Here is a 24,366-nt window from a genome sequence, read left to right as displayed (position 1 = left end):
AAGCATGCCATGACCAAGGCGATCGTCATTCGCAGCCTCGGCGGACCCGAGGTTCTGAAACTCGAGGACGTTGCGCTTGCGGCGCCCGGCCCGGGCGAGGTGCAGATCCGGCAGGCGGCCGTGGGCCTCAATTTCATCGACGTCTATTTCCGCACGGGCCTCTACAAGACGGAGCTGCCGTTCATTCCCGGCAAGGAAGGCGCAGGCGTCGTCACGGCGCTGGGCGAGGGCGTGACCGAATTCGCGATCGGCGACCGGGTCGCCTATGCCTCGGCCGATGGCGCTTATACCGCGGAGCGCAATGTCGCGACGCGGCATCTGGTGCGGGTGCCGGACGGCATTTCGCTCGAAACGGCAGCCGCCATGATGCTGAAGGGCATGACCGCGCAGTATCTGCTGCTTCAGACCTACCAGGTGAAGCCCGGCAGCGTGATCCTCTTCCACGCCGCAGCCGGCGGCGTCGGGCTCATCGCCGGGCAATGGGCCAAGGCGCTGGGCGCGACCGTGATCGGCACGGCAGGGTCGCAGGCCAAGATCGATCTCGCGCTTGCCCATGGCTACGACCATGTCATCGATTACGGCAAGGACGATTTCGCAGCGCGCGTTCGGGAGTTGACGGACGGCAAGGGTGTCGACGTGGTCTACGATTCCGTCGGCAAGGACACCTTTCCGAAATCGCTCGACTGCCTCAAGCCGCGCAGCCTGTTCGTGAGTTTCGGCAATTCCTCCGGTCCGGTCGAAGCCTTCAACATGGGATTGCTCGCCCAGAAGGGTTCGCTCTTCGCGACGCGCCCGACATTGTTTGCCTATATCGCCACACGCGAGGCACTCGATGCATGTGCAAACTCGCTGTTTGATATTGTGCAAAGCAACAAAGTGCGTATCAATATTAATCAGACTTATCCGCTGGCGGACGCGGGGCGCGCGCACACGGATCTGGAAACAAGAAAAACGAGTGGAACGACACTGCTCATTCCCTGACCGCCCCAACGGGGCAAAAAGGCTGGGATCGCAGGAAAGAGGGGCAAAGTGCCAGCCGTTGGAGCATCCGCGGGCGGACCTTTATTGGCCGTTCGCAGCCTGACAAAACTGTTCGGTTCGTTTGCCGCCTGCAACGGCATCGATCTCGAAATCCAGCCCGGTGAAATCCATGCCCTGCTGGGCGAGAACGGCGCGGGAAAATCAACGCTCGTGAAGATGCTTTTCGGCGTTCTGGCGCCGACCAGCGGCGAGATCGTCTGGAAGGGCGAGGCCGTGCGCATCCCCAGCCCCGGCGCCGCCCGCCGTCTCGGCATCGGCATGGTGTTCCAGCATTTTTCGCTGTTCGAAGCGCTGACGGTCGCCGAAAACATCGCGCTTTCGCTGAGCCCCGGCATATCGCTGTCGAAGGTCGCCGAGGAAGCGTCGCGCCTCTCGCATCTCTACGGCCTGCCCCTCGATCCGAAGGCGCATGTCGCGGATCTCTCGGTCGGCGAGCGCCAGCGCATCGAGATCGTGCGCGCGCTGTTGCAGAACCCTGAACTGATCATCCTTGATGAGCCGACCTCCGTCCTGACGCCGCAGGAGGCCGACAGGCTGTTCGAGACGCTGGACAAGCTGAAGGCCGAAGGGCGCTCCGTTCTCTACATCAGCCACCGGCTCGAAGAAGTGCAGCGCATCTGCGACCGCGCGACCGTCCTGCGCCACGGCAAGGTGACGGGCGCCTGCGATCCCCGCAAGGAAACGCCCGCCTCGCTCGCGCGCATGATGGTGGGCAGCGATGTCGCCTCCGTGAGCACGGCCGGCACCAACACCAAGGGCGACGTGCTGCTGGAGGCGCGCCACCTGAGCGTGCCGTCGCGCACGCCCTTCGCCGTCGCCCTCAAGAATGTCTGCCTCAAGGTGCGGGGCGGCGAGGTGCTGGCGATCGCCGGTGTTGCCGGCAACGGACAGGGTGAGCTTTTCGATGCGCTTTCGGGCGAGTATCCCGCGGCGGACGCCTCCGCCGTTTTCATCCGCAACAAGCCGGCCGGCAATCTCGGCATCACGGCGCGCCGCCTGATGGGCGCAGGCTTCGTGCCGGAAGAACGCCACGGCCACGCCGCCGTACCCTCGCTGCCGCTGTCGGACAACCTCGTCCTGGCGCGCAACCAGTCCGACCGGCGGACTTTCCTCGGCGGCGGCGTGCTCGGCATCATCAAGCACGCGGTCGTGCGCCTGGCATCGCGCCGCATTTCCGAGACGATGGACGTGCGCAAGAGCGGCGACGATCCGGCGGCAGGCTCGCTGTCGGGCGGTAATCTCCAGAAATACATTGTGGGCCGCGAACTCGACCGTCAGCCCTCCGTGCTGATCGTCAACCAGCCGACCTGGGGCGTCGATGCGGGGGCGGCAAGCCGCATCCGCCAGGCGCTCGTCGATCTCGCCAAATCCGGCTCGGCCGTGCTCGTCATCAGCCAGGACCTTGACGAAATCTTCGAGGTGGCGACCGAAATCGCCGTCATCAGCGAGGGACGCCTGTCGGATGCCTATCCCGCGCACACGCTGACGCGCGAAAAGATCGGCCTCCTGATGGGTGGAATGTACGGCAAGACGGAAGGCGAAGAGGTGGCCCATGCGCATTGAACTGGAACGACGCGCCAACCCGTCCCTCCTGTTTTCCGTCCTGTCTCCGTTTCTGGCGCTGGCGCTGACGGTGTTTGCGGGCGGCATCATGTTCGCGCTGCTGGGCAAGGACCCGGTTTCGGCGCTCTACAGCTTCTTCATCGAGCCGCTGCTCGACATCTGGTCGCTGCACGAGATCGCCATCAAGGCCGCGCCGCTGATCCTGATCGGCGCGGGCCTGTCCGTGTGCTATCGCTCCAACAACTGGAACATCGGTGCCGAGGGGCAGTTCATCGCCGGCGCGATTGCGGGGGCCATCGTGCCGGTCGTCTTCCACGAGTGGCATTCGTCGCTGGTGCTGCCGCTGATGCTGATTTTCGGCATGATCGGCGGTGCGCTCTATGCCGCCATACCCGCCTTCCTCAAGGCGCAGATGAACACCAATGAAATCCTGACGAGCCTGATGCTGGTCTATATCGCGCAACTCTTCCTCGATTGGCTGGTGCGCGGCCCCTGGCGCAGCCCGGATGCCTACAATTTTCCTGTTACCCGCGATTTCGCGCCGGAGGCGATCCTGCCAGAGCTTGTATCCTCCGGGCGCGCCAATCTCGGCTTCGTCTTCGCCATCGTCGCCGCGGTCGGCCTGTGGATCATGATGCGCTATACGCTGAAAGGCTTCGAGATCACCGTGCTCGGCCAGTCCGAACGGGCAGGGCGCTTCGCGGGCTTTTCCTCCAAGCGCATGATCTGGTTCTCCATGCTGCTTTCCGGCGCTTTCGCCGGACTTGCCGGCATTTCCGAAGTCAGCGGTGTCATCGGCAAGTTGCAGCCCATCATTTCGCCCGGCTACGGCTTTACCGCCATCATCGTTGCCTTCCTCGGTCGCCTCAATCCGCTCGGCATCATCGCCGCCGGCCTGTTCCTGGCGCTCACCTATGTCGGCGGCGAGGCCGTGCAGCTGACGCTCGGCGTCTCCGACAAGGTGACACGCGTCTTCCAGGGCCTGCTGCTGTTCTTCGTGCTCTCCTGCGACACGCTGATCCAATACAGGATCCGGCTGGTGTTCTCCCGGTTCGGCCAGACGAGCGAGGGGGGAGCGCACTGATGGGTATCATCGAAGCCATCCTCCTGACGGTCGTCACCGCCGCCACGCCGCTGGTGCTCGCTTCGCTCGGCGAGCTCGTCTCCGAGCGGGCGGGCGTGCTCAATCTCGGCGTGGAGGGCATGATGGTGATGGGAGCGGTACTCGCCTTCGCTGCCACGCAGGCCACCGGCTCGCCCTATATCGGCATCCTCGCGGGCATTGCCTGCGGCGCGCTGTTTTCGCTGCTTTTCGGCTTCCTGACGCTGACGCTCGTCGCCAACCAGGTGGCGACCGGCCTTGCGCTGACCATCCTCGGCCTTGGCGTATCCGGGCAGATCGGGGAGCCGTATGTCGGCATGTCCGGCGTCAAGCTTCAGCCCATCGTCATTCCGCTGCTCTCCGATATTCCGTTCATCGGGCCCATTCTGTTCAAGCAGGACCTGATCTTCTACCTGTCGATTGCGCTGGTGTTCGGCGTGAACTCGTTCCTGTTCCACAGCCGGGCAGGGCTCAAGATTCGGGCGATCGGCGACAACCACGCCTCCGCGCATGCGCTCGGCATCCATGTCATCCGCACGCGCTACCTCGCCGTGATGTTCGGCGGCGCCTGCGCGGGTCTCGCCGGCGCGCAGCTGTCACTCGTCTATACGCCGCAATGGGTGGAGAACATGTCGGCCGGGCGCGGCTGGATCGCGCTGGCGCTCGTCGTCTTCGCATCGTGGCGGCCGTGGCGGCTACTGGCGGGCGGCTATCTCTTCGGCGCCGTCTCCATCAGCCAGCTGCATGCCCAGGCGCTCGGTCTCGGCATTCCCTCGCAATTCCTGTCGGCTCTTCCCTATGCCGCCACTGTTATCGTACTAATCCTGATATCGCATAATCGGCGCATGACGCTGATCAACACGCCCGCCTGCCTCGGCAAGCCATTCGTGCCTGATCGGTGATGAAGAACAAGAAGACGGGACACAACCAATCCAACCCACCTACAGAGGATAAAATGAAGAAAATCATTCTCGCTCTCACGACATCGGCCGCCGTTCTCGGCTTTGCCGCCGCTGCCAGCGCTCAGGACAAGACGAAGATCTGCTTCATCTATGTCGGCTCCAAGACTGACGGCGGCTGGACGCAGGCGCACGACATCGGCCGTCAGGCGCTGCAGGACCACTTCGGCGACAAGATCGAGACGCCCTTCCTCGAAAACGTGCCGGAAGGCCCGGATGCCGAACGCGCGATCGAGCGCATGGCGCGCTCCGGCTGCGCCCTGGTGTTCACCACATCGTTCGGCTTCATGGACGCGACCATCAAGGTTGCGGAAAAATTCCCGGACGTGAAGTTCGAGCATGCGACCGGCTTCAAGTCGGCCGCCAATGTCGCGACCTACAATGCGCGCTTCTATGAAGGCCGCTACATCCAGGGCGTGATTGCCGCCAAGCTGTCGCAGAAGGGCCTCGCCGGCTACATCGCGTCCTTCCCGATCCCGGAAGTCGTGATGGGCATCAACTCGTTCGTCCACGGCGCCCAGTCCGTGAACCCGGACTTCAAGGTGAAAGTCATCTGGGCCAACACCTGGTTCGACCCGGGCAAGGAAGCCGATGCCGCCAAGGCGCTGGTCGACCAGGGCGTCGATATCCTGACGCAGCATACCGACACAACCGCGCCGATGCAGGTTGCCGCGGAACGTGGCATCAAGGCCTTCGGCCAGGCATCCGACATGATCAAGGCCGGCCCGGAAACGCAGCTGACCGCGATCGTCGACACCTGGGGCGCCTACTACATCAAGCGCACACAGGCCGTTCTCGACGGCACGTGGAAATCCGAACAGATGTGGGACGGCCTGAAGGACGGCATCCTGACCATGGCACCCTACACGAACATGCCTGACGACGTGAAGAAACTTGCAGAAGAGACCGAAGCGAAGATCCGCTCCGGCGAACTGCACCCCTTCACCGGCCCGATCAAGAAGCAGGACGGCTCGGACTGGCTGGCTGACGGCGCCGTTGCCGACGATGGCACGCTTCTCGGCATGAACTTCTACATCGCCGGCGTGGACGACCAGCTGCCGAAGTGATCGGATCGATCATCCCAAAAACAGAAAGGCGCTCCGTTGGAGCGCCTTTTTCGTTTGAAGCGACAGCGACGCGCCTTCGGATCGTCACGGTCGGCCTCGTAGTCTGCCGGAGCGGTTAATGGAAGATACCGCTTTGTTCCTTCCACCTGTAGTGGCCTTCGTCGACGTCCATCAGCGCGCGGACCTGCGGATGGCGAACGGGCTTGCCACTGTCATCCGCGACCAGATTCTGCTCGGAGACATAGGCGACATATTCCGACTCGTCGTTTTCCGCGAAGAGATGGTAGAAGGGCTGATCCTTCGACGGGCGGATTTCCGCGGGAATGGCGTTCCACCACTCTTCGGTGTTAGCGAATTCGGGGTCGACGTCGAAGACCACGCCACGGAACGGGAAAACCCGGTGGCGGACCACATCGCCGATGGCAAATTTTGCATGATGCATCTTCATGGCGTACCTACCTTTCTCCTTATATTTGGGTAATTGCGCTGAAACATCAATAGTTCCGGTCGCGTGCGATACGCGTTCCGAACAGGGCGGCGGCGCTTGCACCTGCTCCGGTTTCGGCGTACCTCCAAAAGACAGCGTCAAGCGGGTCGTAATGCATGAACAATCAGTGGGGCAGAGGCAGCGGCGGGGCAACCGGAGGCGGTAGCGGTATCGGCGGCATTCTGTTCGCGTCGATCGTCTGTCTGGCGCTGGGTGGCGCCGCCGGTTACGGCGCGTTCCGCGCGATATCAGGCGCCCCCTCCGAAAGCGCCCTCGAAGATCGCGACCGGCGTATCGCAGACCTGACCGATGAAAACGATGCCCTGAAGCGCCAGCTCGATGCGTTGCGCGCCGATGCCAGCCGATCCGACGCGGCGGCAGAAAATGTGCGCGTGGCACAGGAGATCGTTCCAGGACTTCAGCGCGAACTGGAGCTTGCGGGGCAAAAACTCGCCCAGGCGGAACGGCTGCGGAAGGACGCGGAGGCGGCTGCAACCGAGCGTGCCCGTGAGCTTGACGAACGGGCCGGACAAATTACGCAGCTCGAAAAGGCGATCGAGGAGGCACGCAGCACGCGGGCGGCCAACCGGAATGCCGAGACCGAACGCCTCGAGGCCGAGGCGGAGACGTTGCGCGGGGAACTCGCACAGGCCGAGCAGGCCGCCAAAAGGCTCCGCACCCGCGAACTGCCCGACCTGGTGGCCGAAATCGCCCGCAAGAACCAGGAGATCGCGACACTGACGGCGCGCAATGCCGCCCTTGCGGAGAGGATTGCTGCGCTGGAGACGGCCGCCCAGCCGAAGAGCCCGCAACAGGCGGATGACAACGGCGCGCGCGACAACGCCAAGCCTGCCGACCGTCGCAGCCCCCGCAACGCCGCACTGGTGGCGCAGGTCATCGAGAGAACGCCGGGGCTCGACCGGCTGACGGGCGCGCAACGCACGCAGCTGGAACAGACCCTCGTTTCCGGAGAATGCGTGACCAATGCGCTCGGCAGCGTGCTGAACCGCGTGCCCATCCTGGCGCTTCGCGGCCTGATGCGCGACCTCGACAGCGACTGCTAGGCCTTTGCGGCGAAGGCCGGGCACGATACTGTTCTGCCAGGTCGCGAAGACACGTCGATGGGCGGTTTCAGCCTTTAAACAAACGGCCCTGACCTGCGGGAAAAATGCCCGCCCACGGAAGGAGATTTGCATGAAGCGATCAGTTCTGGCCGCCGCACTCGGCCTTGCATTGTCGATGGCAACGGCATCGGCATCGGCACAGGCGTTCGAGCGCAGCATCATGACCGGCGGCCCGCAGGGCACCTATATCAAGATCGGCCGCGACATCGCCGCGCTCGGTGCCGAGTGCGGCCTGACGCTGAACGTCGTCGAAAGCGCCGGGTCGCTTGAGAACTTCGTCGGCGTGCGCAACCGCCGCAACACGCAGTTCGGCATCGTCCAGAGCGACGTGCTCGAATATCTGAAGACCTTCGAGGCGAACGATCCCGAGGTGCAGAAGGCGGTGAAGGGCGTGCGCATCATGTTCCCGCTCTACAACGAGGAAATCCACGTGCTGGCGCGCAAGGAGATTGCCGGCGTGAAGGACCTCGCCGGCAAGAAGGTCGCCGTCGGCAAGAAGGATTCCGGGACCTTCCTGACTGCGACGCTGGTAATGGACATCCTCCAGGTCAAGGCGGGTGAGCGGGTCGACATCAATCCCGACGAGGCGCTGCCGAAGCTGCTTTCCGGCGAGATCGACGCGTTCTTCTATGTCGCGGGCGCGCCCGCATCGCTGTTTTCCGGCAACACGATCGACAAGGCGAAGTTCCACCTCCTGCCGATCACCGAAGCGCCGCTGCTCGCCACGTATACGCCCTCGCGCATAGAAGCCGGCACCTATTCGTTCCAGGACGAGCCCGTCGACCTCGTCGCGGTAAAGGCCGTGATGATGACCTATGACTATGACGTCAAGCGCAACGCCTATCATCGCGACAGCTGCAAGACCGTCGCCGACTTCTCCAGCCTGATCATCGGCGGCCTCGACAAGCTGAAGGCGACCGGACATCCGAAATGGAAGACCGTCGACCTGACGGCGCTGCCGCCGGGCTGGCAGGTCGGGGTCTGCGTCAAGGCCGGCATGGCGCTGGACTACAAGCCTGCCTGCAAGCCGCAAGCCGGCGCGGCAACGGGCGCCACGGACGATTCGAACGAGGAGTATCTCAACCTCCTCAAGCAGCGGCTGAAGCCCTGACCGCATCGCAGACCAACAAAAAACCCGGCCACTGGCCGGGTTTTTCGTCTCGGGAGGCCTCCCGCCCAAAGGCGGGAGGAAAAGCGCCGATCAGGCGGAGTAGTACATGTCGAATTCGACCGGGTGCGGCGTCATTTCGAAGCGCATGACTTCGGCCATCTTCAGTTCGATATAGGCATCGATCTGGTCGTCGTCGAAGACTCCGCCGGCCGTGAGGAACTTGCGGTCCTTGTCGAGGCTTTCCAGAGCTTCGCGCAGCGAGCCGCACACCGTCGGGATCTTCTTCAGTTCCTTCGGCGGCAGGTCGTAGAGGTCCTTGTCCATGGCCTTACCGGGATGGATCTTGTTCTTGATGCCGTCGAGACCAGCCATCAGCATGGAGGCGAAGCCGAGGTAGGGGTTGCCGAGCGGGTCGGGGAAGCGGATTTCGACGCGCTTGGACTTCGGACCCGTGCCGAACGGAATGCGGCACGATGCCGAGCGGTTGCGAGCCGAGTAGGCGAGCAGAACCGGTGCTTCATAACCCGGGACGAGACGCTTGTAGGAGTTCGTCGTCGGGTTGGTGAAGGCGTTGATCGCCTTGGCATGCTTGATGATGCCGCCGATGAAGTAGAGGCAGGTTTCCGACAGGCCGGCATATTCGTCGCCAGCGAACTGCGGCTTGGCGTCCTTCCAGATCGACAGGTGGACGTGCATGCCCGAGCCGTTGTCGCCGAAGATCGGCTTCGGCATGAAGGTGGCCGTCTTGCCATAGGCATTGGCGACCTGGTGCACGACGTACTTGTAGATCTGCACCTTGTCGGCGCTGCGGACGAGCGTGTCGAACTTGACGCCGAGCTCGTGCTGGGCGGCCGCCACTTCGTGGTGCTGCTTCTCAACCGTCACGCCCATTTCCTTGAGCACGGTCAGCATTTCCGAACGCATGTCCTGGCAGCTGTCGACCGGCGGGACCGGGAAGTAGCCGCCCTTGACGCGGGGGCGATGGCCGAGGTTGCCGGTCTCGTAGTCGGTGTCGTCGTTGGAGGGGAGCTCCGACGAATCCAGCTTGAAGCCGGTGTTGTACGGGTCGGCCTTGTACTTGACGTCGTCGAAGACGAAGAATTCGGGTTCCGGACCGGCGTAGATGGTATCGCCGATGCCCGATGCCTTGAGGTAGGCTTCAGCCTTCTTGGCCGTGCCGCGCGGGTCGCGGTTGTAGGATTCGCCCGAGACCGGATCGAGGATGTCGCACATGACGACGAGGGTGGACTGCGCGAAGAACGGGTCGATGTGGACCGTTGCGGTATCGGGCATCAGCACCATGTCGGACTCGTTGATGGCCTTCCAGCCGCCGATCGAGGAGCCGTCGAACATGACGCCGTCGGCGAACATGTCTTCATCGACGCAATCGACGTCCATCGTGACGTGGTGCAGCTTGCCGCGCGGGTCGGTGAAGCGCAGGTCGACGAACTTGACGTCGTTTTCCTTGATTTGCTTGAGGATATCATTGGCAGTCGTCATGTGTGTAGTCCCTGTGTGAGATGACGAGGTTATGAAAGCCCGGGCCGGACGGCCAGGCGGGATTAGATGGCGTCGACACCGGTCTCGCCGGTGCGGATGCGGATGACTTCTTCGACATTGGAGACGAAGATCTTGCCGTCGCCGATGCGGCCGGTCTGGGCGGCGTTGCGGATGGCCTCGATGACGGCCTCCGCATTTTCGTCGGCCAGAACGACCTCGACCTTCACCTTGGGCAGAAAGTCGACAACATATTCGGCACCGCGGTAAAGCTCCGTGTGCCCCTTCTGGCGTCCAAAGCCCTTCGCTTCGGTGACGGTGATACCCTGCAGGCCAACTTCCTGAAGGGCTTCCTTCACCTCATCGAGCTTGAAGGGCTTGATGATCGCTTCGATCTTTTTCATGAGAAAATGTCTCTCCGCTTCTCCCGTTTGCGCGCGTTTTGCGCCCGCTGCAAACATCCAATGCATGTAGCATGCCAACTTGAGGCAGGATGGGTGTCGAAACCGAAAAATCCCGTTTCGAGATGAAACCGCTTGTCGCCACGTCGCCGATGATGCGGATTTGCAGCAGAAAGGGCCAGCGAAATCTGCCTAAAATTTATCACTTTTCGGCGCCGGTTACCGTGCGGCGCGGACAAGCCTGCGGCCATGGCTTCAAAAGCCGCAAATTTGAGCACTCAATATGGGCATATGCATAAATAATAGACTGATTGGGAGGGCAGGGTACCGCTCTTGCCCAACTGAGGATTTTACGGGCATGGTGTGCCATGCACAGCCATAAAGACACATTGCTGCTCACGCCCGAAGAGATGGGGCAGGTCGACCGCGCCGCCGCCGCATCCGGTCTCTTCAGCTATGGCCTGATGGAGCGGGCAGGGCAGGCGGTGGCCGCCTGCGCGCTGCGCCGCTTTCCCGGTGCCCTTCGCTTCGTCGTCCTCTGCGGTCCCGGCAACAACGGCGGAGACGGCTATGTCGCCGCGCGGGCGCTGCAGGCGGCCGGCGCGGAGATCGCGGTTCACGCACTGGACGACCCGGCAGCGCTGCGCGGCGATGCGGCCACCGCCTTCGGGCAGTTCACAGGCTTAGTCGCGCCGCTTGCGGATTATCATCCCCGGACCGGCGACGTCGTGGTGGATGCCCTGTTTGGCGCGGGGCTGGCCAGGGACCTCGCAGCGGATGTGGTCGCGATTATCGAAAGCATCAATGAGAGCGTCATTCCGGTGCTTGCGGTGGACCTTCCCTCGGGTATCGACGGCAGAACCGGCGCCGTCCGCGGCGCCGCCTTCCAGGCCGCCGCGAGCGTCACCTTCATGTGCCGCAAGCCCGGGCATCTTCTCCTGCCGGGCCGGATGATGGCCGGCGCATTGGAAATCTTCGACATCGGCATACCCGGGCGCATCCTGCGCGCCCACGGGGGAGAGATCGGCGTGAATGCGCCGGCCGCCTGGCGGGATGTCCTGCCGATAGAAACGGGGGCGGGGCATAAATATGTGCGGGGTCATCTCGCCGTCTTCTCTGGGCCTGCCACCGCGACGGGGGCGGCGAGGCTTTCGGCGATGGCAGGCCTTCGCGCCGGCGCGGGGCTTGTCACGCTGTTGTCTCCCACGGCAGCATTGCCCGCCAACGCCGCGCACCTGACGGCGGTCATGCTGAAGCCGATCGACGATGAAGGCGATCTCGCCGCCTTGCTGGAGGATGCCCGGCTCAAGACCTTCGTGCTTGGCCCCGGCTTCGGCGACGGCGAACGGGCACGGCGCTATGCCGGCCTGATCGCCTCGGGCGAACGGCGGCTGGTTCTCGATGCCGACGGCATAACCGCTTTCCGCGATGACCCGCAGGCGCTTTTCGATCTTTTCGAAGGACCCGTGCCGCGCCTGGTCGTGACGCCGCATGACGGCGAATTCGCCCGGCTGTTCCCCGATATCGCCAAGGACAGCACGCTTTCGAAGATCGAGCGGGCGCAAAAGGCCGCGGCGCGCAGCAACGGCGTGGTCGTCCTCAAGGGCGCGGACACCGTCATCGCAGCACCGGACGGACGCGCGCTCGTCAATGACAATGCGCCGCCATGGCTCGCGACCGCCGGGTCCGGCGACGTGCTGGCCGGTCTCGTCGGCGCGCATCTCGCACAGGGCATGCCGGCTTTCGAGGCCGCGGCGAGCGCGGTCTGGCGGCATGGAGAGGCGGGCCGCCTGGCCGGCGAAGGCCTGACGGCCGAAACGCTGATCGACGCCCTGACCGGCCTCGACCAGCTGAAGTGAGGTTTCTCCGGGCGACATCGATGGGCAAAAGGCTGAATATCGCCCATCGTAAGGCGCGACTGACTACGCGCGCGGCTGCGTGCGTTTCTGCAATTCGCGCGCGCCATTCGGTGCATTGACCTTGCCCGACGTGATGAAGAACGCAAAGACATCGCGCGGCTTCTTCGCCGGCTTCGTGTCGGGATCGATCTTCGGCAGGTCGGATGGCTCACCGCCTGCCGCCCAGGCCTTCAGCCGCTCCGCCCACTCATCCAGCGCCTTGGGCGGATAGCAGGTCTCGATATCGTCGGATCCCTTCTGCAGGCGGGCATAGACGAAATCGGCCGTCACATCCGCGATCTCGGGGTATTCCGCGTGATGCGCATAGACGATGGCCGCATTGTATTTGCGGGCCAGCGCGGCAAATTCCGGTGCCATGAAGCTTTCGTTGCGCACTTCGAGCGCATGTTTCAGCGTCAAGCCATCCTGCTTTTCCGGCAAGAGCTTGAGAAAACCCTCGAAATCCTCCGGATCGAACGCCTTGGTGGGCGCGAACTGCCAGAGGATGGGGCCGAGATGCTCACCAAGCTCCGTCAGGCCCTGCGTCAGGAATTTTTGGACGGACTCGCCGCCATCGGCCAGAACCTTTCGGTTGGTGGTAAATCGGCTGGCCTTGAGGGAAAAGATGAAACCGTCAGGCACTTCCGACGCCCATTTCGCGAAGGTCTCCGGCTTTTGAGAGCCGTAATAGGTGCCGTTGACCTCGATCGTCGTCAGTTCGCGGCTGGCGAATTCCAGCTGGCGCTTCTTCACCAGCTTTTCGGGATAGAAGCTTCGCTCCCAGGGCTCGAAGGTCCAGCCGCCGATTCCGGTTTTGATCGTGCCGGATGCGCTCATCATCGTCCTCCCTTGTGCCTCATTCCGCCGCGATCCGCTTGATCGGCCGTCGCTCCAGCAGCTCCTTCAGGAACTGCCCGGTATAGGACCGCTCGACCTTCACCACATCCTCCGGCGTGCCTTCGGCAATCACCTCGCCGCCGCCATCGCCGCCCTCGGGGCCGAAATCGATGATCCAGTCGGCGGTCTTGATGACCTCGAGATTGTGCTCGATGACGACGACCGAATTGCCCTGGTTGACCAGTTCGTGCAGCACTTCCAGCAGTTTCGCCACGTCATGGAAATGCAGACCCGTCGTCGGCTCGTCGAGAATGTAGAGCGTGCGGCCGGTGGAACGCTTGGACAGTTCCTTGGCAAGCTTGACGCGCTGCGCCTCGCCGCCCGACAGGGTGTTTGCCTGCTGGCCGACCTTGATATAGCCGAGGCCGACCTGGTTGAGCGTCACCAGCTTGTCGCGCACGGCCGGCACGGCGGCGAAGAACTCGACGCCTTCCTCCACCGTCATGTCGAGCACGTCGGCGATGGACTTGCCCTTGAAGGTGACATCGAGCGTCTCGCGGTTATAGCGCTTGCCGTGGCAGACGTCGCAGGTGACGTAGACGTCGGGCAGGAAGTGCATCTCGATCTTGATGACGCCGTCGCCCTGGCAGGCCTCGCAACGCCCGCCCTTGACGTTGAAGGAGAAACGACCCGGCTGATAGCCACGCGCTTTCGCTTCCGGAAGCCCCGCAAACCAATCACGGATCGGCGTGAAGGCGCCGGTATAGGTCGCCGGGTTGGAGCGCGGCGTGCGGCCGATCGGCGACTGGTCGATATCGATGACCTTGTCGATATATTCGAAGCCGTCGATACGCTCGTGTTCCGCAGGGATTTCGCGTGCGCCCATGATGCGGCGGGCGGCCGACTTGTAGAGCGTCTCGATCAGGAAGGTCGACTTGCCGCCGCCGGACACGCCCGTGACCGCCGTGAAGACGCCGAGCGGAATGGAAGCCGTGACATTCTTCAGGTTGTTGGCCTTGGCGCCGACGACCTTGATTTCCTTTTTCTTCTTCGGCTTGCGGCGTTCGCTTGGAACGGCGACCGACAGCTCGCCCGAAAGATACTTGCCGGTCAGCGAGGCCGGATTGGCGATGACCTCCTCCGGCGTGCCCTGTGCAATGACCTGGCCGCCATGGATGCCGGCGGCGGGACCGATATCGACGACATAGTCGGCCGTCAGGATCGCATCCTCGTCATGCTCGACGACGATGACGGTGTTGCCGATGTCGCGCAGGTGCCGGAGCGTATCCAGCAGGCGCGCATTGTCGCGCTGGTGCAGGCCGATGGACGGCTCGTCCAGCACGTAGAGCACACCCGTCAGGCCGGAGCCGATCTGCGAGGCAAGCCGGATGCGCTGGCTTTCGCCGCCCGACAGCGTGCCGGAATTGCGCGACAGCGACAGATATTCCAGGCCGACATCGTTGAGGAAGCGCAGCCGCTCGCGGATCTCCTTGAGGATGCGCACCGCGATCTCGTTCTGCTTGGCGTTGAGGTGCTCCGGCAGCGCCTCGAACCAGTCGCGCGCCACGCGGATCGACATGGCGGTCGTCTCGCCGATATGCAGCTTGTTGATCTTGACCGCCAGCGCCTCGGGTTTCAGGCGAAAACCGTTGCAGGCCGGGCAGGGCGCGGCCGACATGTAGCGCTCGATCTCCTCGCGCGACCAGGCCGAATCCGTTTCCTTCCAGCGGCGCTCGAGGTTCGGCACGATGCCCTCGAAGGTCTTCACCGTCTTGTAGGAGCGCGCGCCGTCCTTGTAGTTGAACTCGATCTTCTCGTCCGTGCCGTGCAGGATGGCGTTCTGCGCCTTTTCCGACAATTCCGACCAGCGGTTGGACAGCTTGAAACCATAGGCGGCGCCGAGCGCTTCCAGCGTCTGGTTGTAATAGGGCGAGGAGGATTTGGCCCAGGGCGCGATCGCGCCATCCTTCAACGTGCGTTCCGTTTCCGGCACGATGAGGTCAGGATCGATCTTCTGCTGGCTGCCCAGGCCATCGCAGGTCGGGCAGGCGCCGAAGGGGTTGTTGAACGAGAAGAGCCGCGGCTCGATTTCCGGAATGGTGAAGCCGGAGACCGGGCAGGCGAACTTTTCGGAAAACAGCATGCGCTCATGCGTCTCGTTCAGCGACTTGTTCGCCGAGCCGCCGGCGGCGGTTTCCTCAGGCGGCAGCGGCTTATCGGCGAATTCGGCGATGGCAAGGCCATCGGCGAGTTTCAGGCACGTCTCGAGGCTATCGGCGAGGCGCGAGGCAAGATCCGGGCGCACGACGACCCGGTCCACCACCACGTCGATGTCGTGTTTGTATTTCTTGTCGAGAGCCGGCACGTCGGCGATCTCATAGAACTGGCCATCCACCTTAACGCGCTGGAAGCCCTTCTTCATGAGCTCGGCGAGTTCCTTCTTGTACTCGCCCTTGCGGCCGCGCACGATGGGAGCCAGGATATAAAGACGGGTGCCCTCGCCGAAATCGATGACGCGGTCCACCATCTGGCTGACGGTCTGGCTTTCGATCGGCAGGCCGGTGACCGGAGAGTACGGCACACCGACGCGCGCGAAAAGCAGGCGCATGTAATCGTAGATCTCGGTGACGGTTCCGACGGTCGAGCGCGGGTTCTTCGAGGTCGTCTTCTGCTCGATGGAGATGGCCGGAGACAGGCCATCGATCTGGTCCACATCCGGCTTCTGCATCATCTCGAGGAACTGGCGCGCATAGGCCGAGAGGCTCTCGACATAGCGGCGCTGGCCCTCGGCATAGATCGTGTCGAACGCGAGCGACGACTTGCCCGATCCGGAAAGCCCGGTCATGACGATCAGCTTGTTGCGCGGCAGATCGAGATCAATGCCCTTGAGATTGTGCTCGCGCGCGCCGCGTATGGAAATGGTCTTGAGTTCGCTCATGGTATCCAGCGTCAGAAGTCGTTGCGCATTCAGGAAAGGTCGGCTTCTATGTAGGGATTGGCAGCCGCGTGTCCATGCGCCCTTGAGAAGATTCCGTGCCCGTTTCCGATTCGGTTGACAAGAGTGTAGGGAATTAATAGAACAAAAAAAGAACAAAAATGCGCAATCTGTGGATTGTCGCTCGTGTGGGGCGCGCTGGCGCGCTCCAGTCGATAAGGTATCGTCAATCTAGTGACAAATGCCGGGTGCCCTTCGCCCGGCGCGACAACGGGAAATACGGGTATGGCTGGAAGCGTCAACAAGGTGATCTTGATCGGGAACGTCGGTGCGGACCCGGAAATCCGGCGCACGCAGGACGGTCGGCCGATCGCCAACCTGCGTATCGCCACGTCCGAGACCTGGCGTGACCGCAACAGCGGCGAGCGCCGCGAGAAGACGGAATGGCACAATGTCGTCGTCTTCAACGAAGGCCTGTGCAAGGTCGTCGAGCAATATGTGAAGAAGGGCGCGAAACTCTATATCGAAGGCGCGCTGCAGACGCGCAAGTGGCAGGACCAGACGGGTAACGACCGTTACTCGACGGAAGTGGTCCTCCAGGGCTTCGGTTCCACCCTGACCATGCTGGACGGCCGCGGCGAAGGTGGCGGTGCAAGCCGCGGCGGCGACTTCGGCGGCAGCAGCAATTTCGGCGGCGGCGGCCAGGGCTACGACGATTACGGCTCGCGTCCGACGTCCGGTGGCGCCAGCAGCGGCGGCGGCAGCCGCTCGGGCGGTGGCTCGCTCTCGCGCGACATGGATGATGACATCCCGTTCTGAGCAACTTATCCTGGCTCCCGGGGATTACGAGGGGGCTGGGTTCTGACGTCAAGGTTCACGGCGCCCCCTTGTGAGAGGAGGCGCCGTTTTGAGTCTTCTTAAAGGTGCAACACGTTTTGTGTTGCTGACGCTCGTGATCGGTCTTTTCGGAAGCCTGATCGCCGCAATGGGCATGCCCGCCGGTGGGAGACCCGGACTGACGGCCTTGGGCATTCTTGGCGCGATCATCGTTCTGCTTAGCCCTTTTCTCGCCGCTGCCTGGATTTGGCGACGACACAGCGTAGCGAAGGCACGAGACGCGTCGATGCGCCTGGCCGCGCTCGCGGAAGAGCAGGAGTACCAGCAGAACCTTCTGCGGCGACGAGCCATCGAGCGGCAGAGGTTGATCGACGCAGTGGACAGACACCGCAGCGCCTTGAGCCGCAATCTGGCGCTCGCCGTCAGGACCAACGATTACGGCGCCGTCGTCAAGGACATGACCGACGAGGCGCTCGTCGAGTTTTTTGCCAGCATTGCGCTCGACAGTGCGTTGTTTTCTTTCGACGAAGCGAAGGCGCAGGTTTTTGGACGGCTCAGCATCCATAGGCGCGAACAAGCGGCGGCAGGCTTCGATGCCGACACTTTTCCAAGGGGCGGGAACGACTTTGAGCAGTGGGTAGCCCAGTCGCTCACGCGGTTTGGCTGGACGGCAGAAGTGACGCGCGGCTCGGGCGACCAGGGACTGGATGTCATAGCCGAGAAAGCGGGCAAGCGCCTCGGTTTGCAATGCAAGCTCTACGGAAGCCCCGTCGGAAACAAGGCGGTGCAGGAGGCCCATGCAGGCATGGCCTATTACGGTGTCGATGCCGCAGGCGTCCTGACCAATGCGAGCTTCACGCCAAGCGCCACCGCACTGGCTACGGCGACGGGTATCAGGCTTTTCTCGCAACACGACATCCCCGACCTTTTCGAGAAGACCTTCGGCGCGCGATAGCGCTGGCTGTCTCTGTCAGAGAACAAACACCGATTTCACGCCGTCGACCACGAACTGCACCGCGAGCGCCGCGAGGATGACGCCGAGCAGGCGGGTGAGGATGGCGCGGCCGGTATTGCCGAGGAAGCGGTCGATGCGGTCGGCGATGACGAGGGCGAGGAACAGGATGGCGATGCAGAGTGCCAGCACGCCGATGAGCGCGCTTCGCTCCAACGCCGAGGGAAATGAACCGGACAGCAGGATCGCGGCCGAAATGGCGCCCGGGCCGGCAATCAGCGGCAAGGCGAGCGGGAAGACGGCGATGTTGTGGATGTGATCGCGAGTGATCGCCACCTCGCTCGTCTTCTCCTTGCGCTCGTTGCGGCGCTCGAAGATCATCTCGAAGGCGATCCAGAAGAGGAGCAGGCCGCCGGCAATGCGGAAGGCGGCGATGGAGATGCCGAGTAAAGACAGCACGCTTGATCCGGTGACGACGAAGACGGCGAGGATGCAGAAGGCGATGAGTGAACCGCGCAGGGCTACCTGCTTGCGCTGCGCACGCGTCATGCCCACGGTGAGCCCGAGAAAGATCGGCGCAAGCCCGGGCGGATCGATCGTGACGAGCAGCGTCGTGATCGCATTGATCACAGTGTCCGTGGTGAGCATCCGGTCGTTCCCCTCGCCGTTGCATGGCCGTTTCACGCGGCCTTGAAGCGACATTGTTAGGCGAGGGCGCGCCCGAAGGGAAGGGCGCGCGCAAAGCGGCGGCAGCCCGGCCATGAAAATGCGCAAATTCGCGGATTTCCTGGGAAAAGCCTGTTCAAAACCCTTGGCAAAATTGGCGCTTCCGGCGCCGGTAGGCTATAAAATTGCATCTGATTCTGAACAACGATCGTGACCGAAATTGACAGAACAAACGACACCCGGCGGAAAGAACCCTCCTGGCATTGAGCCGATTTCCATCATCGAGGAAATGCAGCGGTCCTATCTCGATTACGCCATGAGCGTGATCGTGTCCCGTGCGCTGCCGGACGTGCGCGACGGTCTCAAGCCCGTGCACCGGCGCATCCTCTACTCGATGAGCGAGATGGGCGTCGACTGGAACAAGAAATACGTGAAGTCGGCCCGCGTCACCGGTGACGTGATGGGTAAATACCATCCGCACGGCGACTCGGCGATCTATGACGCCCTGGCGCGCATGGCGCAGGACTGGTCGCTCCGCCTGCCGCTGATCGACGGCCAGGGGAACTTCGGCTCCATCGACGGCGACCCGCCGGCAGCCCAGCGTTACACGGAATGCCGCCTGGAAAAGGCCGCCCATTCGCTGCTCGACGATCTCGACAAGGAGACCGTCAACTTCCGCGACAACTACGACGGCACGATGAGCGAGCCGGTCGTGGTGCCCGCGAAGTTCCCAAACCTGCTGGTCAACGGCGCGGGTGGCATTGCCGTCGGCATGGCGACGAACATTCCGCCGCATAACCTTTCGGAAGTGATCAACGGCTGCATCGCGCTGATCGACAATCCCGCGATCGATCTCATCGAGCTGATGCAGCATATTCCGGGCCCGGATTTTCCGACGGGCGCGCTGATCCTCGGCCGTTCCGGCATCCGACAGGCCTATGAGACCGGCCGCGGTTCCGTCGTCATGCGGGGCCGCGCCACCATCGAACCGATGCGCGGCGACCGCGAGCAGATCATCATCACCGAGGTTCCCTTCCAGGTGAACAAGGCGACGATGATCGAGAAGATGGCCGAGCTGGTGCGCGACAAGCGCATCGAAGGCATTTCCGATCTCCGCGACGAGTCCGACCGCGATGGCTACCGCGTCGTCATCGAGCTGAAGCGCGACGCCAATGCCGACGTCATTCTGAACCAGCTTTATCGCTACACGCCGCTGCAGACCTCCTTCGGCTGCAACATGGTGGCGCTCAATGGCGGCAAGCCGGAGCAGATGACGCTGCTGGACATGCTGCGCGCCTTCGTCGCCTTCCGCGAGGAAGTCGTCAGCCGCCGCACGAAGTACCTGCTGCGCAAGGCGCGCGACCGCGCCCATGTCTTGGTGGGCCTCGCCATCGCGGTCGCCAATATCGACGAGGTCATCGCCCTTATCCGCAGCGCGCCCGATCCGCAGACGGCGCGCGAGCAGCTGATGGAGCGCCGCTGGCCGGCCAAGGACGTCGAGGCGCTGATCCGCCTCATCGACGACCCGCGCCATCGCATCAACGAGGACCTGACCTACAATCTCTCGGAGGAACAGGCCCGCGCGATCCTCGAACTGCGTCTTGCCCGCCTGACGGCGCTCGGCCGCGACGAAATCGACGAAGAGCTGAACAAGATCGGCGAGGAGATCAAGGATTACCTCGATATCCTGTCGTCGCGCCTGCGCATCATGACGATCGTCAAGGACGAGCTTAGTGCCATCAGGGACGAGTTCGGCACGCCGCGCCGCACGGAGATCACCGAAGGTGGTCCCGACATGGACGACGAGGACCTGATCGCCCGCGAGGACATGGTGGTCACCGTGTCGCATGCCGGCTACGTCAAGCGCGTGCCGCTGGCGACCTATCGCGCCCAGCGCCGTGGTGGCAAGGGCCGCTCCGGCATGGCCATGAAGGACGAGGATTTCGCAACCCGCCTGTTCGTCGCCAATACGCACACGCCGGTGCTGTTCTTCTCCTCGCGTGGCATCGTCTACAAGGAGAAGGTCTGGCGCCTGCCGATCGGCACGCCGCAGTCCAAGGGCAAGGCGCTGATCAACATGCTGCCGATCGAGCCCGGCGAACGCATCACCACCATCATGCCGCTGCCGGAGGACGAGACGACGTGGGAAAACCTCGACGTCATGTTCTCGACGACACGCGGAACGGTGCGCCGCAACAAGCTTTCCGACTTCGTCCAGGTCAACCGCAACGGCAAGATCGCGATGAAGCTCGAGGAGGACGGCGACGAGATCCTCAATGTCGAGACCTGCACGGATCGTGACGACGTGTTACTGACGACGGCGCTCGGCCAGTGCATCCGCTTCCCGGTCGATGATGTGCGTGTCTTCGCCGGCCGCAATTCGGTCGGTGTGCGCGGCATCAATCTGGGCGCCGGCGATCGCATCATCTCGATGACGATCGTCAGCCATGTCGATGCCGAGCCGTGGGAACGAGCCGCTTATCTCAAGCGGTCCGCCGCCGAGCGGCGCGCAAGCGGCGCTGACGAAGAGGAAATCGCACTGGTCGGCGAGGATGTCGGCGAAGTCGGCGACCTCTCGGAAGAGCGCTACCAAGAGCTCAAGGCGCTCGAGCAGTTCGTGCTGACGGTGTCGCAGCGCGGCTTCGGCAAGCGGTCGTCGTCCTACGACTTCCGCACCTCCGGCCGCGGCGGCAAGGGTATCCGCGCGACGGACACCTCCAAGACAAGCGAAATCGGCGAACTCGTCGCCGCCTTCCCGGTCGAGGAAACGGACCAGCTGATGCTCGTCTCCGATGGTGGCCAGCTGATCCGCGTGCCGGTCAACGGTATCCGTATCGCCAGCCGCGCCACGAAGGGCGTCACGATCTTCTCCACCGCGAAGGACGAGAAGGTTGTCTCCGTGGAACGCATCAGCGAGCCTGAAGGCGATGATGAGATGGAGATCGAGGGCGAGGCCGTCGTCGTGGATGGCGAGATCGACGCCGGTCCTGAAGGCGAGGGCGAGGCATAAGCCTCGCCGCAGAAGCCCGGTAAACGTGAAAAAGCCGGACGGGCAGGGAACGACCGTCCGGCTTTTCAATGTTGGCGGGCGGCCTGGAGGGAAGCCACCCGCACGAACGGCGGCGAAGGGGCGCTACACGCCGAAGCCGCCTGCTTCCGTTTTCAGCCTGGTTTTCTTCAGGGCCGCGCGATCTCGTTTCAGATCAAGAATTGTCCGCGCGAAGTCCACGACGAAAACCGCGCTGATGAAGAGCGTGGAAATGATGGTCAGCAAAGCCATGATCACGTACTCGCTCACCGCAGCCATTTTCCGCGGCCGGCACCCTCAGCAGCAGCCGGACGATCCTCTTCACGAAGGGCATTGAAAGCCGCAACGCTGAGCGCGATGAACATTGCCATGCAAAGTAGAGCGAGTGCCATCTTGGTGTTCCTTTCCGTTCTAAGGAAACGCAATGCTTCATTCACTTCATTCGGTCGGTAAAATGCCCCGCAACGACTTTTGTTCCCGGCCTTATGCTGTCATTTAGACATGGCCCGCCTGAAATGACCTTGAACGGTTCATTCATGTGCTGTTCATCATCGCCGCAGGGGATAGGTGCGGGTGCGTCAGGCCGTGCCCTTGCAGATCACAGCCTTCCGTGACAAAAGGCGGGCAAACGGGACCTCGCCGATGACAGTCGCCTTCTATCCTGGCTCTTTCGATCCGTTCACCAACGGACACGTCGACGTTCTCGTCCAGGCGTTGAACGTGGCGTCCAAGGTCATCGTCGCGATCGGCGTCCATCCCGGCAAGACGCCGCTTTTTTCCTTTGACGAGCGCGCCGACCTCATTGGCCAGTCGATCGCCGGCGTACTGCCGGAACGGGCAGGGGATGTCAGCGTCGTCTCCTTCTCCAATCTCGTGGTGGATGCCGCGCGCACGCAAAGCGCGCGGCTCTTGATCCGCGGCCTGCGCGACGGGACGGATTTTGATTACGAGATGCAGATGGCCGGCATGAACCGGCAGATGGCGCCGGATATCCAGACGGTGTTTCTGCCGGCCGGCGCCGCTTCGCGGCCCATTACCGCCACATTGGTCCGTCAGATCGCGGCCATGGGCGGCGATGTCAGTGCGTTCGTTCCGGCGCCCGTCTTTGCGGCCCTCAAGGCCCGCCAGAAGGGCTGAGCCCATTATCCTGAACCCATCAAGGGAGCTATCATGAACATTCTCCGCACCGCCTTCGCAGGCGCCCTGTTCCTGGCGACGGCAACCGGCGCCTTCGTGGCCCAGGCTGCCGATTTCATCACGATCCAGCTCAAGGACGGCCCCGTCGTCATCGAGTTGAACGACAAGGCGCCGAAGCACGCCGAGCGCATCAAGGCGCTTGCTGCGGCCGGCGAATACGACAACGTCGCCTTCCATCGTGTGATCGACGGTTTCATGGCCCAGACGGGTGACGTGCAGTATGGCGACATGGAGAACGGCTATCAGCCGCAGGCAGCCGGCACGGGCGGCTCCAGCCAGCCGGATCTGCCGGCCGAGTTCTCGGATATCCCGTTCGAGCGCGGGACCGTCGGCATGGCGCGCGCGCAGGATCCGAATTCCGCCAACTCGCAGTTCTTCATCATGTTCGCGCCCGGCGACTTCCTGAACGGCCAGTACACGGTCGTTGGCAAGGTCGTCTCGGGCATGGAGAATGTCGACAAGATCAAGCGCGGCGACGACGCCAACAACGGTTCCGTCACCGACCCCGACCGCATGATCAAGGTCACCGTCGGCAAGTAACGGCATTTTTTGATTACGTGCCTGTTGTAATCTCGAAGGAAGAACACACCTCTGGGGCAGGCTTTTAAAGGAGAGAGACCATGGCCGAGATCAAGGATCCGGAAAACACCATCATCATGGAAACCACGAAGGGCAAGGTGGTCATCCAGCTGCTTCCGGATCTCGCACCGGGCCACGTGGCACGCATCAAGGAACTGACGCGCGAAGGCGCCTATGACGGCGTCGTCTTCCACCGCGTGATCGAAGACTTCATGGCCCAGACGGGCGATGTGCAGTACGGCAAGACCGGCGGCGCGGACTTCAACCCAGCCCGTGCGGGCATGGGCGGCTCCGACAAGCCGGACCTCAAGGCCGAATTCTCCAATATGAGCCATGTGCGCGGCACCTGCTCGATGGCCCGCAGCCAGATGCCGAACTCCGCCAACTCGCAGTTCTTCATCTGCTTCACCGACGCACCCTGGCTGAACAAGCAGTATTCCGTGTGGGGTCAGGTCATCGAAGGCATGGACAATATCGACAAGATCAAGCGCGGCGAGCCGGTGCGCGATCCCGATACCATCGTTTCGATGAAGGTTGCCGCCGACGTAGCGGCCTGATAGAAACCGATCGTTTTCGACCGCGCCCGCCCCGGCGGGCGCGGTTTTGTTTGTTTTCTTTTCAAGGACCGGCGATATGGCTGCTTTCCTCTGGGCGTTGCTTGGCATCGCGGCCGGCGCGTGCATCGCAATTCAGGCCCCGATCAACGCCATGCTCGGACGTGGTCTCGGCATGCCGGTCGCGGCCGCCTGCGTGTCATTCCTGTCGGGTGCCGCCATCCTCGCCCTTGTCGTTCTGCTGACCTCTTCTTTTGAAGGGCGCTCGCCGGATTGGCGCGGCCCGGACCTCTGGCTCTATATCGCAGGCGGCGCATTGGGCACGGTCTATGTCACGACCGCGATCTTTCTCACGCCGCGCATCGGCGCCGCCGCCGTCATGGCCTTTGCCGTTTCCGGCCAGCTTCTCGCCGGCATCCTGCTCGACCGTATCGGTTTTCTCGGCATGGCCATTCGCGAAATCTCCGTCGGGCGCATCGGCGGCGCCGTCCTGCTCGTCGCGGGCGCCCTGATGATCCGCTTCCTCTGAGA

At 63.1% G+C, this 24,366-nt stretch carries 22 protein-coding genes; 15 read left to right on the top strand and 7 right to left on the bottom strand.

Annotated elements, in window-relative coordinates; translation table 11 throughout:
* Window positions 1-9: 9 nt before the first annotated feature.
* From K6301_RS06955 to K6301_RS06935, 5 genes are read left to right on the top strand one after another with little or no spacing between them, the layout of a single operon-like run.
* Complete coding sequence (locus tag K6301_RS06955; protein WP_247220132.1) at window positions 10-981, top strand: quinone oxidoreductase family protein; 972 nt, start codon at window positions 10-12, stop codon at window positions 979-981.
* A gap of 48 nt (window positions 982-1,029) precedes the next feature.
* Window positions 1,030-2,604: an ABC transporter ATP-binding protein gene (locus K6301_RS06950; protein ID WP_247220130.1), complete on the top strand. Its 1,575-nt coding sequence runs from the start codon at window positions 1,030-1,032 to the stop codon at window positions 2,602-2,604.
* Window positions 2,594-3,688 carry an ABC transporter permease gene (locus K6301_RS06945; RefSeq protein ID WP_247220129.1) on the top strand — a complete coding sequence of 365 codons (1,095 nt, stop codon included), beginning with the start codon at window positions 2,594-2,596 and terminating at the stop codon, window positions 3,686-3,688. Before K6301_RS06950 ends, K6301_RS06945 begins: the two co-directional genes overlap by 11 nt.
* Window positions 3,688-4,608 carry an ABC transporter permease gene (locus tag K6301_RS06940; RefSeq protein WP_247220128.1) on the top strand — a complete coding sequence of 307 codons (921 nt, stop codon included), beginning with the start codon at window positions 3,688-3,690 and terminating at the stop codon, window positions 4,606-4,608. The genes K6301_RS06945 and K6301_RS06940 overlap by 1 nt, the downstream gene beginning before the upstream one ends.
* Before the next feature lie 53 nt (window positions 4,609-4,661).
* Window positions 4,662-5,732 (top strand): BMP family ABC transporter substrate-binding protein, encoded by a 1,071-nt coding sequence (locus K6301_RS06935; protein WP_247220127.1) that lies wholly within the window; start codon window positions 4,662-4,664, stop codon window positions 5,730-5,732.
* A 115-nt stretch (window positions 5,733-5,847) separates the two neighbouring features.
* Here K6301_RS06935 and hspQ read toward each other — a convergent pair whose 3' ends face one another.
* Window positions 5,848-6,180, bottom strand: a complete 333-nt coding sequence (gene hspQ, locus K6301_RS06930) for a heat shock protein HspQ (RefSeq protein WP_247220126.1) — start codon at window positions 6,178-6,180, stop codon at window positions 5,848-5,850.
* Window positions 6,181-6,335: 155 nt separating this feature from the next.
* Here hspQ and K6301_RS06925 point away from each other — a divergent pair, with 155 nt between their 5' ends.
* Both K6301_RS06925 and K6301_RS06920 read left to right on the top strand, forming a co-directional pair.
* Window positions 6,336-7,283 carry a hypothetical protein gene (locus K6301_RS06925; protein WP_247220125.1) on the top strand — a complete coding sequence of 316 codons (948 nt, stop codon included), beginning with the start codon at window positions 6,336-6,338 and terminating at the stop codon, window positions 7,281-7,283.
* Window positions 7,284-7,413: 130 nt separating this feature from the next.
* Complete coding sequence (locus K6301_RS06920) at window positions 7,414-8,454, top strand: TAXI family TRAP transporter solute-binding subunit (RefSeq protein ID WP_247220124.1); 1,041 nt, start codon at window positions 7,414-7,416, stop codon at window positions 8,452-8,454.
* A 90-nt stretch (window positions 8,455-8,544) separates the two neighbouring features.
* Here the strand turns inward: K6301_RS06920 and glnA are convergent, their stop codons facing one another.
* Window positions 8,545-9,954 (bottom strand): type I glutamate--ammonia ligase, encoded by a 1,410-nt coding sequence (glnA, locus tag K6301_RS06915; RefSeq protein WP_134649207.1) that lies wholly within the window; start codon window positions 9,952-9,954, stop codon window positions 8,545-8,547.
* A gap of 62 nt (window positions 9,955-10,016) precedes the next feature.
* Window positions 10,017-10,355: a P-II family nitrogen regulator gene (locus K6301_RS06910; RefSeq protein ID WP_003515720.1), complete on the bottom strand. Its 339-nt coding sequence runs from the start codon at window positions 10,353-10,355 to the stop codon at window positions 10,017-10,019.
* A 365-nt stretch (window positions 10,356-10,720) separates the two neighbouring features.
* On the opposite strand from K6301_RS06910, the gene K6301_RS06905 reads away from it, so the two are divergent.
* On the top strand, window positions 10,721-12,211 hold the full coding sequence (locus K6301_RS06905) for an NAD(P)H-hydrate dehydratase (RefSeq protein ID WP_247220123.1): 1,491 nt from the start codon (window positions 10,721-10,723) through the stop codon (window positions 12,209-12,211).
* A gap of 63 nt (window positions 12,212-12,274) precedes the next feature.
* On the opposite strand, the gene K6301_RS06900 is transcribed toward K6301_RS06905, so the two are convergent.
* A complete protein-coding gene (locus K6301_RS06900) occupies window positions 12,275-13,087 on the bottom strand; it encodes a DUF72 domain-containing protein (RefSeq protein WP_247220121.1) in 813 nt (270 codons plus the stop codon).
* A 19-nt stretch (window positions 13,088-13,106) separates the two neighbouring features.
* The gene (gene uvrA, locus K6301_RS06895; RefSeq protein ID WP_247220119.1) at window positions 13,107-16,025 is read right to left on the bottom strand and encodes an excinuclease ABC subunit UvrA; all 2,919 of its coding nucleotides are present in this window, start codon (window positions 16,023-16,025) and stop codon (window positions 13,107-13,109) included.
* 282 nt (window positions 16,026-16,307) lie between these two features.
* Between uvrA and K6301_RS06890 the strand changes: the two genes are divergently transcribed.
* Both K6301_RS06890 and K6301_RS06885 read left to right on the top strand, forming a co-directional pair.
* Window positions 16,308-16,841, top strand: a complete 534-nt coding sequence (locus K6301_RS06890; RefSeq protein WP_247220117.1) for a single-stranded DNA-binding protein — start codon at window positions 16,308-16,310, stop codon at window positions 16,839-16,841.
* Window positions 16,842-16,929: 88 nt separating this feature from the next.
* Window positions 16,930-17,814 carry a restriction endonuclease gene (locus K6301_RS06885; RefSeq protein ID WP_247220115.1) on the top strand — a complete coding sequence of 295 codons (885 nt, stop codon included), beginning with the start codon at window positions 16,930-16,932 and terminating at the stop codon, window positions 17,812-17,814.
* 15 nt (window positions 17,815-17,829) lie between these two features.
* Here K6301_RS06885 and K6301_RS06880 read toward each other — a convergent pair whose 3' ends face one another.
* Window positions 17,830-18,459, bottom strand: a complete 630-nt coding sequence (locus tag K6301_RS06880) for a MarC family protein (RefSeq protein WP_247220113.1) — start codon at window positions 18,457-18,459, stop codon at window positions 17,830-17,832.
* A gap of 238 nt (window positions 18,460-18,697) precedes the next feature.
* On the opposite strand from K6301_RS06880, the gene gyrA reads away from it, so the two are divergent.
* Window positions 18,698-21,487 carry a DNA gyrase subunit A gene (gene gyrA, locus K6301_RS06875; RefSeq protein ID WP_247220111.1) on the top strand — a complete coding sequence of 930 codons (2,790 nt, stop codon included), beginning with the start codon at window positions 18,698-18,700 and terminating at the stop codon, window positions 21,485-21,487.
* A gap of 123 nt (window positions 21,488-21,610) precedes the next feature.
* Here gyrA and K6301_RS06870 read toward each other — a convergent pair whose 3' ends face one another.
* Window positions 21,611-21,784, bottom strand: a complete 174-nt coding sequence (locus tag K6301_RS06870) for a hypothetical protein (protein ID WP_160872269.1) — start codon at window positions 21,782-21,784, stop codon at window positions 21,611-21,613.
* Between the two features lie 363 nt (window positions 21,785-22,147).
* On the opposite strand from K6301_RS06870, the gene coaD reads away from it, so the two are divergent.
* From coaD to K6301_RS06850, 4 genes are all read left to right on the top strand, one after another.
* Window positions 22,148-22,642 carry a pantetheine-phosphate adenylyltransferase gene (gene coaD / locus K6301_RS06865; RefSeq protein ID WP_247220109.1) on the top strand — a complete coding sequence of 165 codons (495 nt, stop codon included), beginning with the start codon at window positions 22,148-22,150 and terminating at the stop codon, window positions 22,640-22,642.
* A 33-nt stretch (window positions 22,643-22,675) separates the two neighbouring features.
* The gene (locus K6301_RS06860; protein WP_160872271.1) at window positions 22,676-23,242 is read left to right on the top strand and encodes a peptidylprolyl isomerase; all 567 of its coding nucleotides are present in this window, start codon (window positions 22,676-22,678) and stop codon (window positions 23,240-23,242) included.
* Window positions 23,243-23,322: 80 nt separating this feature from the next.
* Complete coding sequence (locus tag K6301_RS06855; protein WP_247220107.1) at window positions 23,323-23,838, top strand: peptidylprolyl isomerase; 516 nt, start codon at window positions 23,323-23,325, stop codon at window positions 23,836-23,838.
* Window positions 23,839-23,914: 76 nt separating this feature from the next.
* Complete coding sequence (locus tag K6301_RS06850; RefSeq protein ID WP_247220105.1) at window positions 23,915-24,364, top strand: DMT family transporter; 450 nt, start codon at window positions 23,915-23,917, stop codon at window positions 24,362-24,364.
* The last annotated feature ends 2 nt before the right edge of the window (window positions 24,365-24,366 follow it).

It is taken from the genome of Shinella oryzae, assembly GCF_023038235.1.
In the GTDB taxonomy this organism is placed as follows: Bacteria; Pseudomonadota; Alphaproteobacteria; order Rhizobiales; family Rhizobiaceae; genus Shinella; species Shinella sumterensis.
The sequence above is the reverse complement of the archived record's forward strand: the minus strand, read 5'-3'. Positions and strand labels throughout refer to the sequence as shown.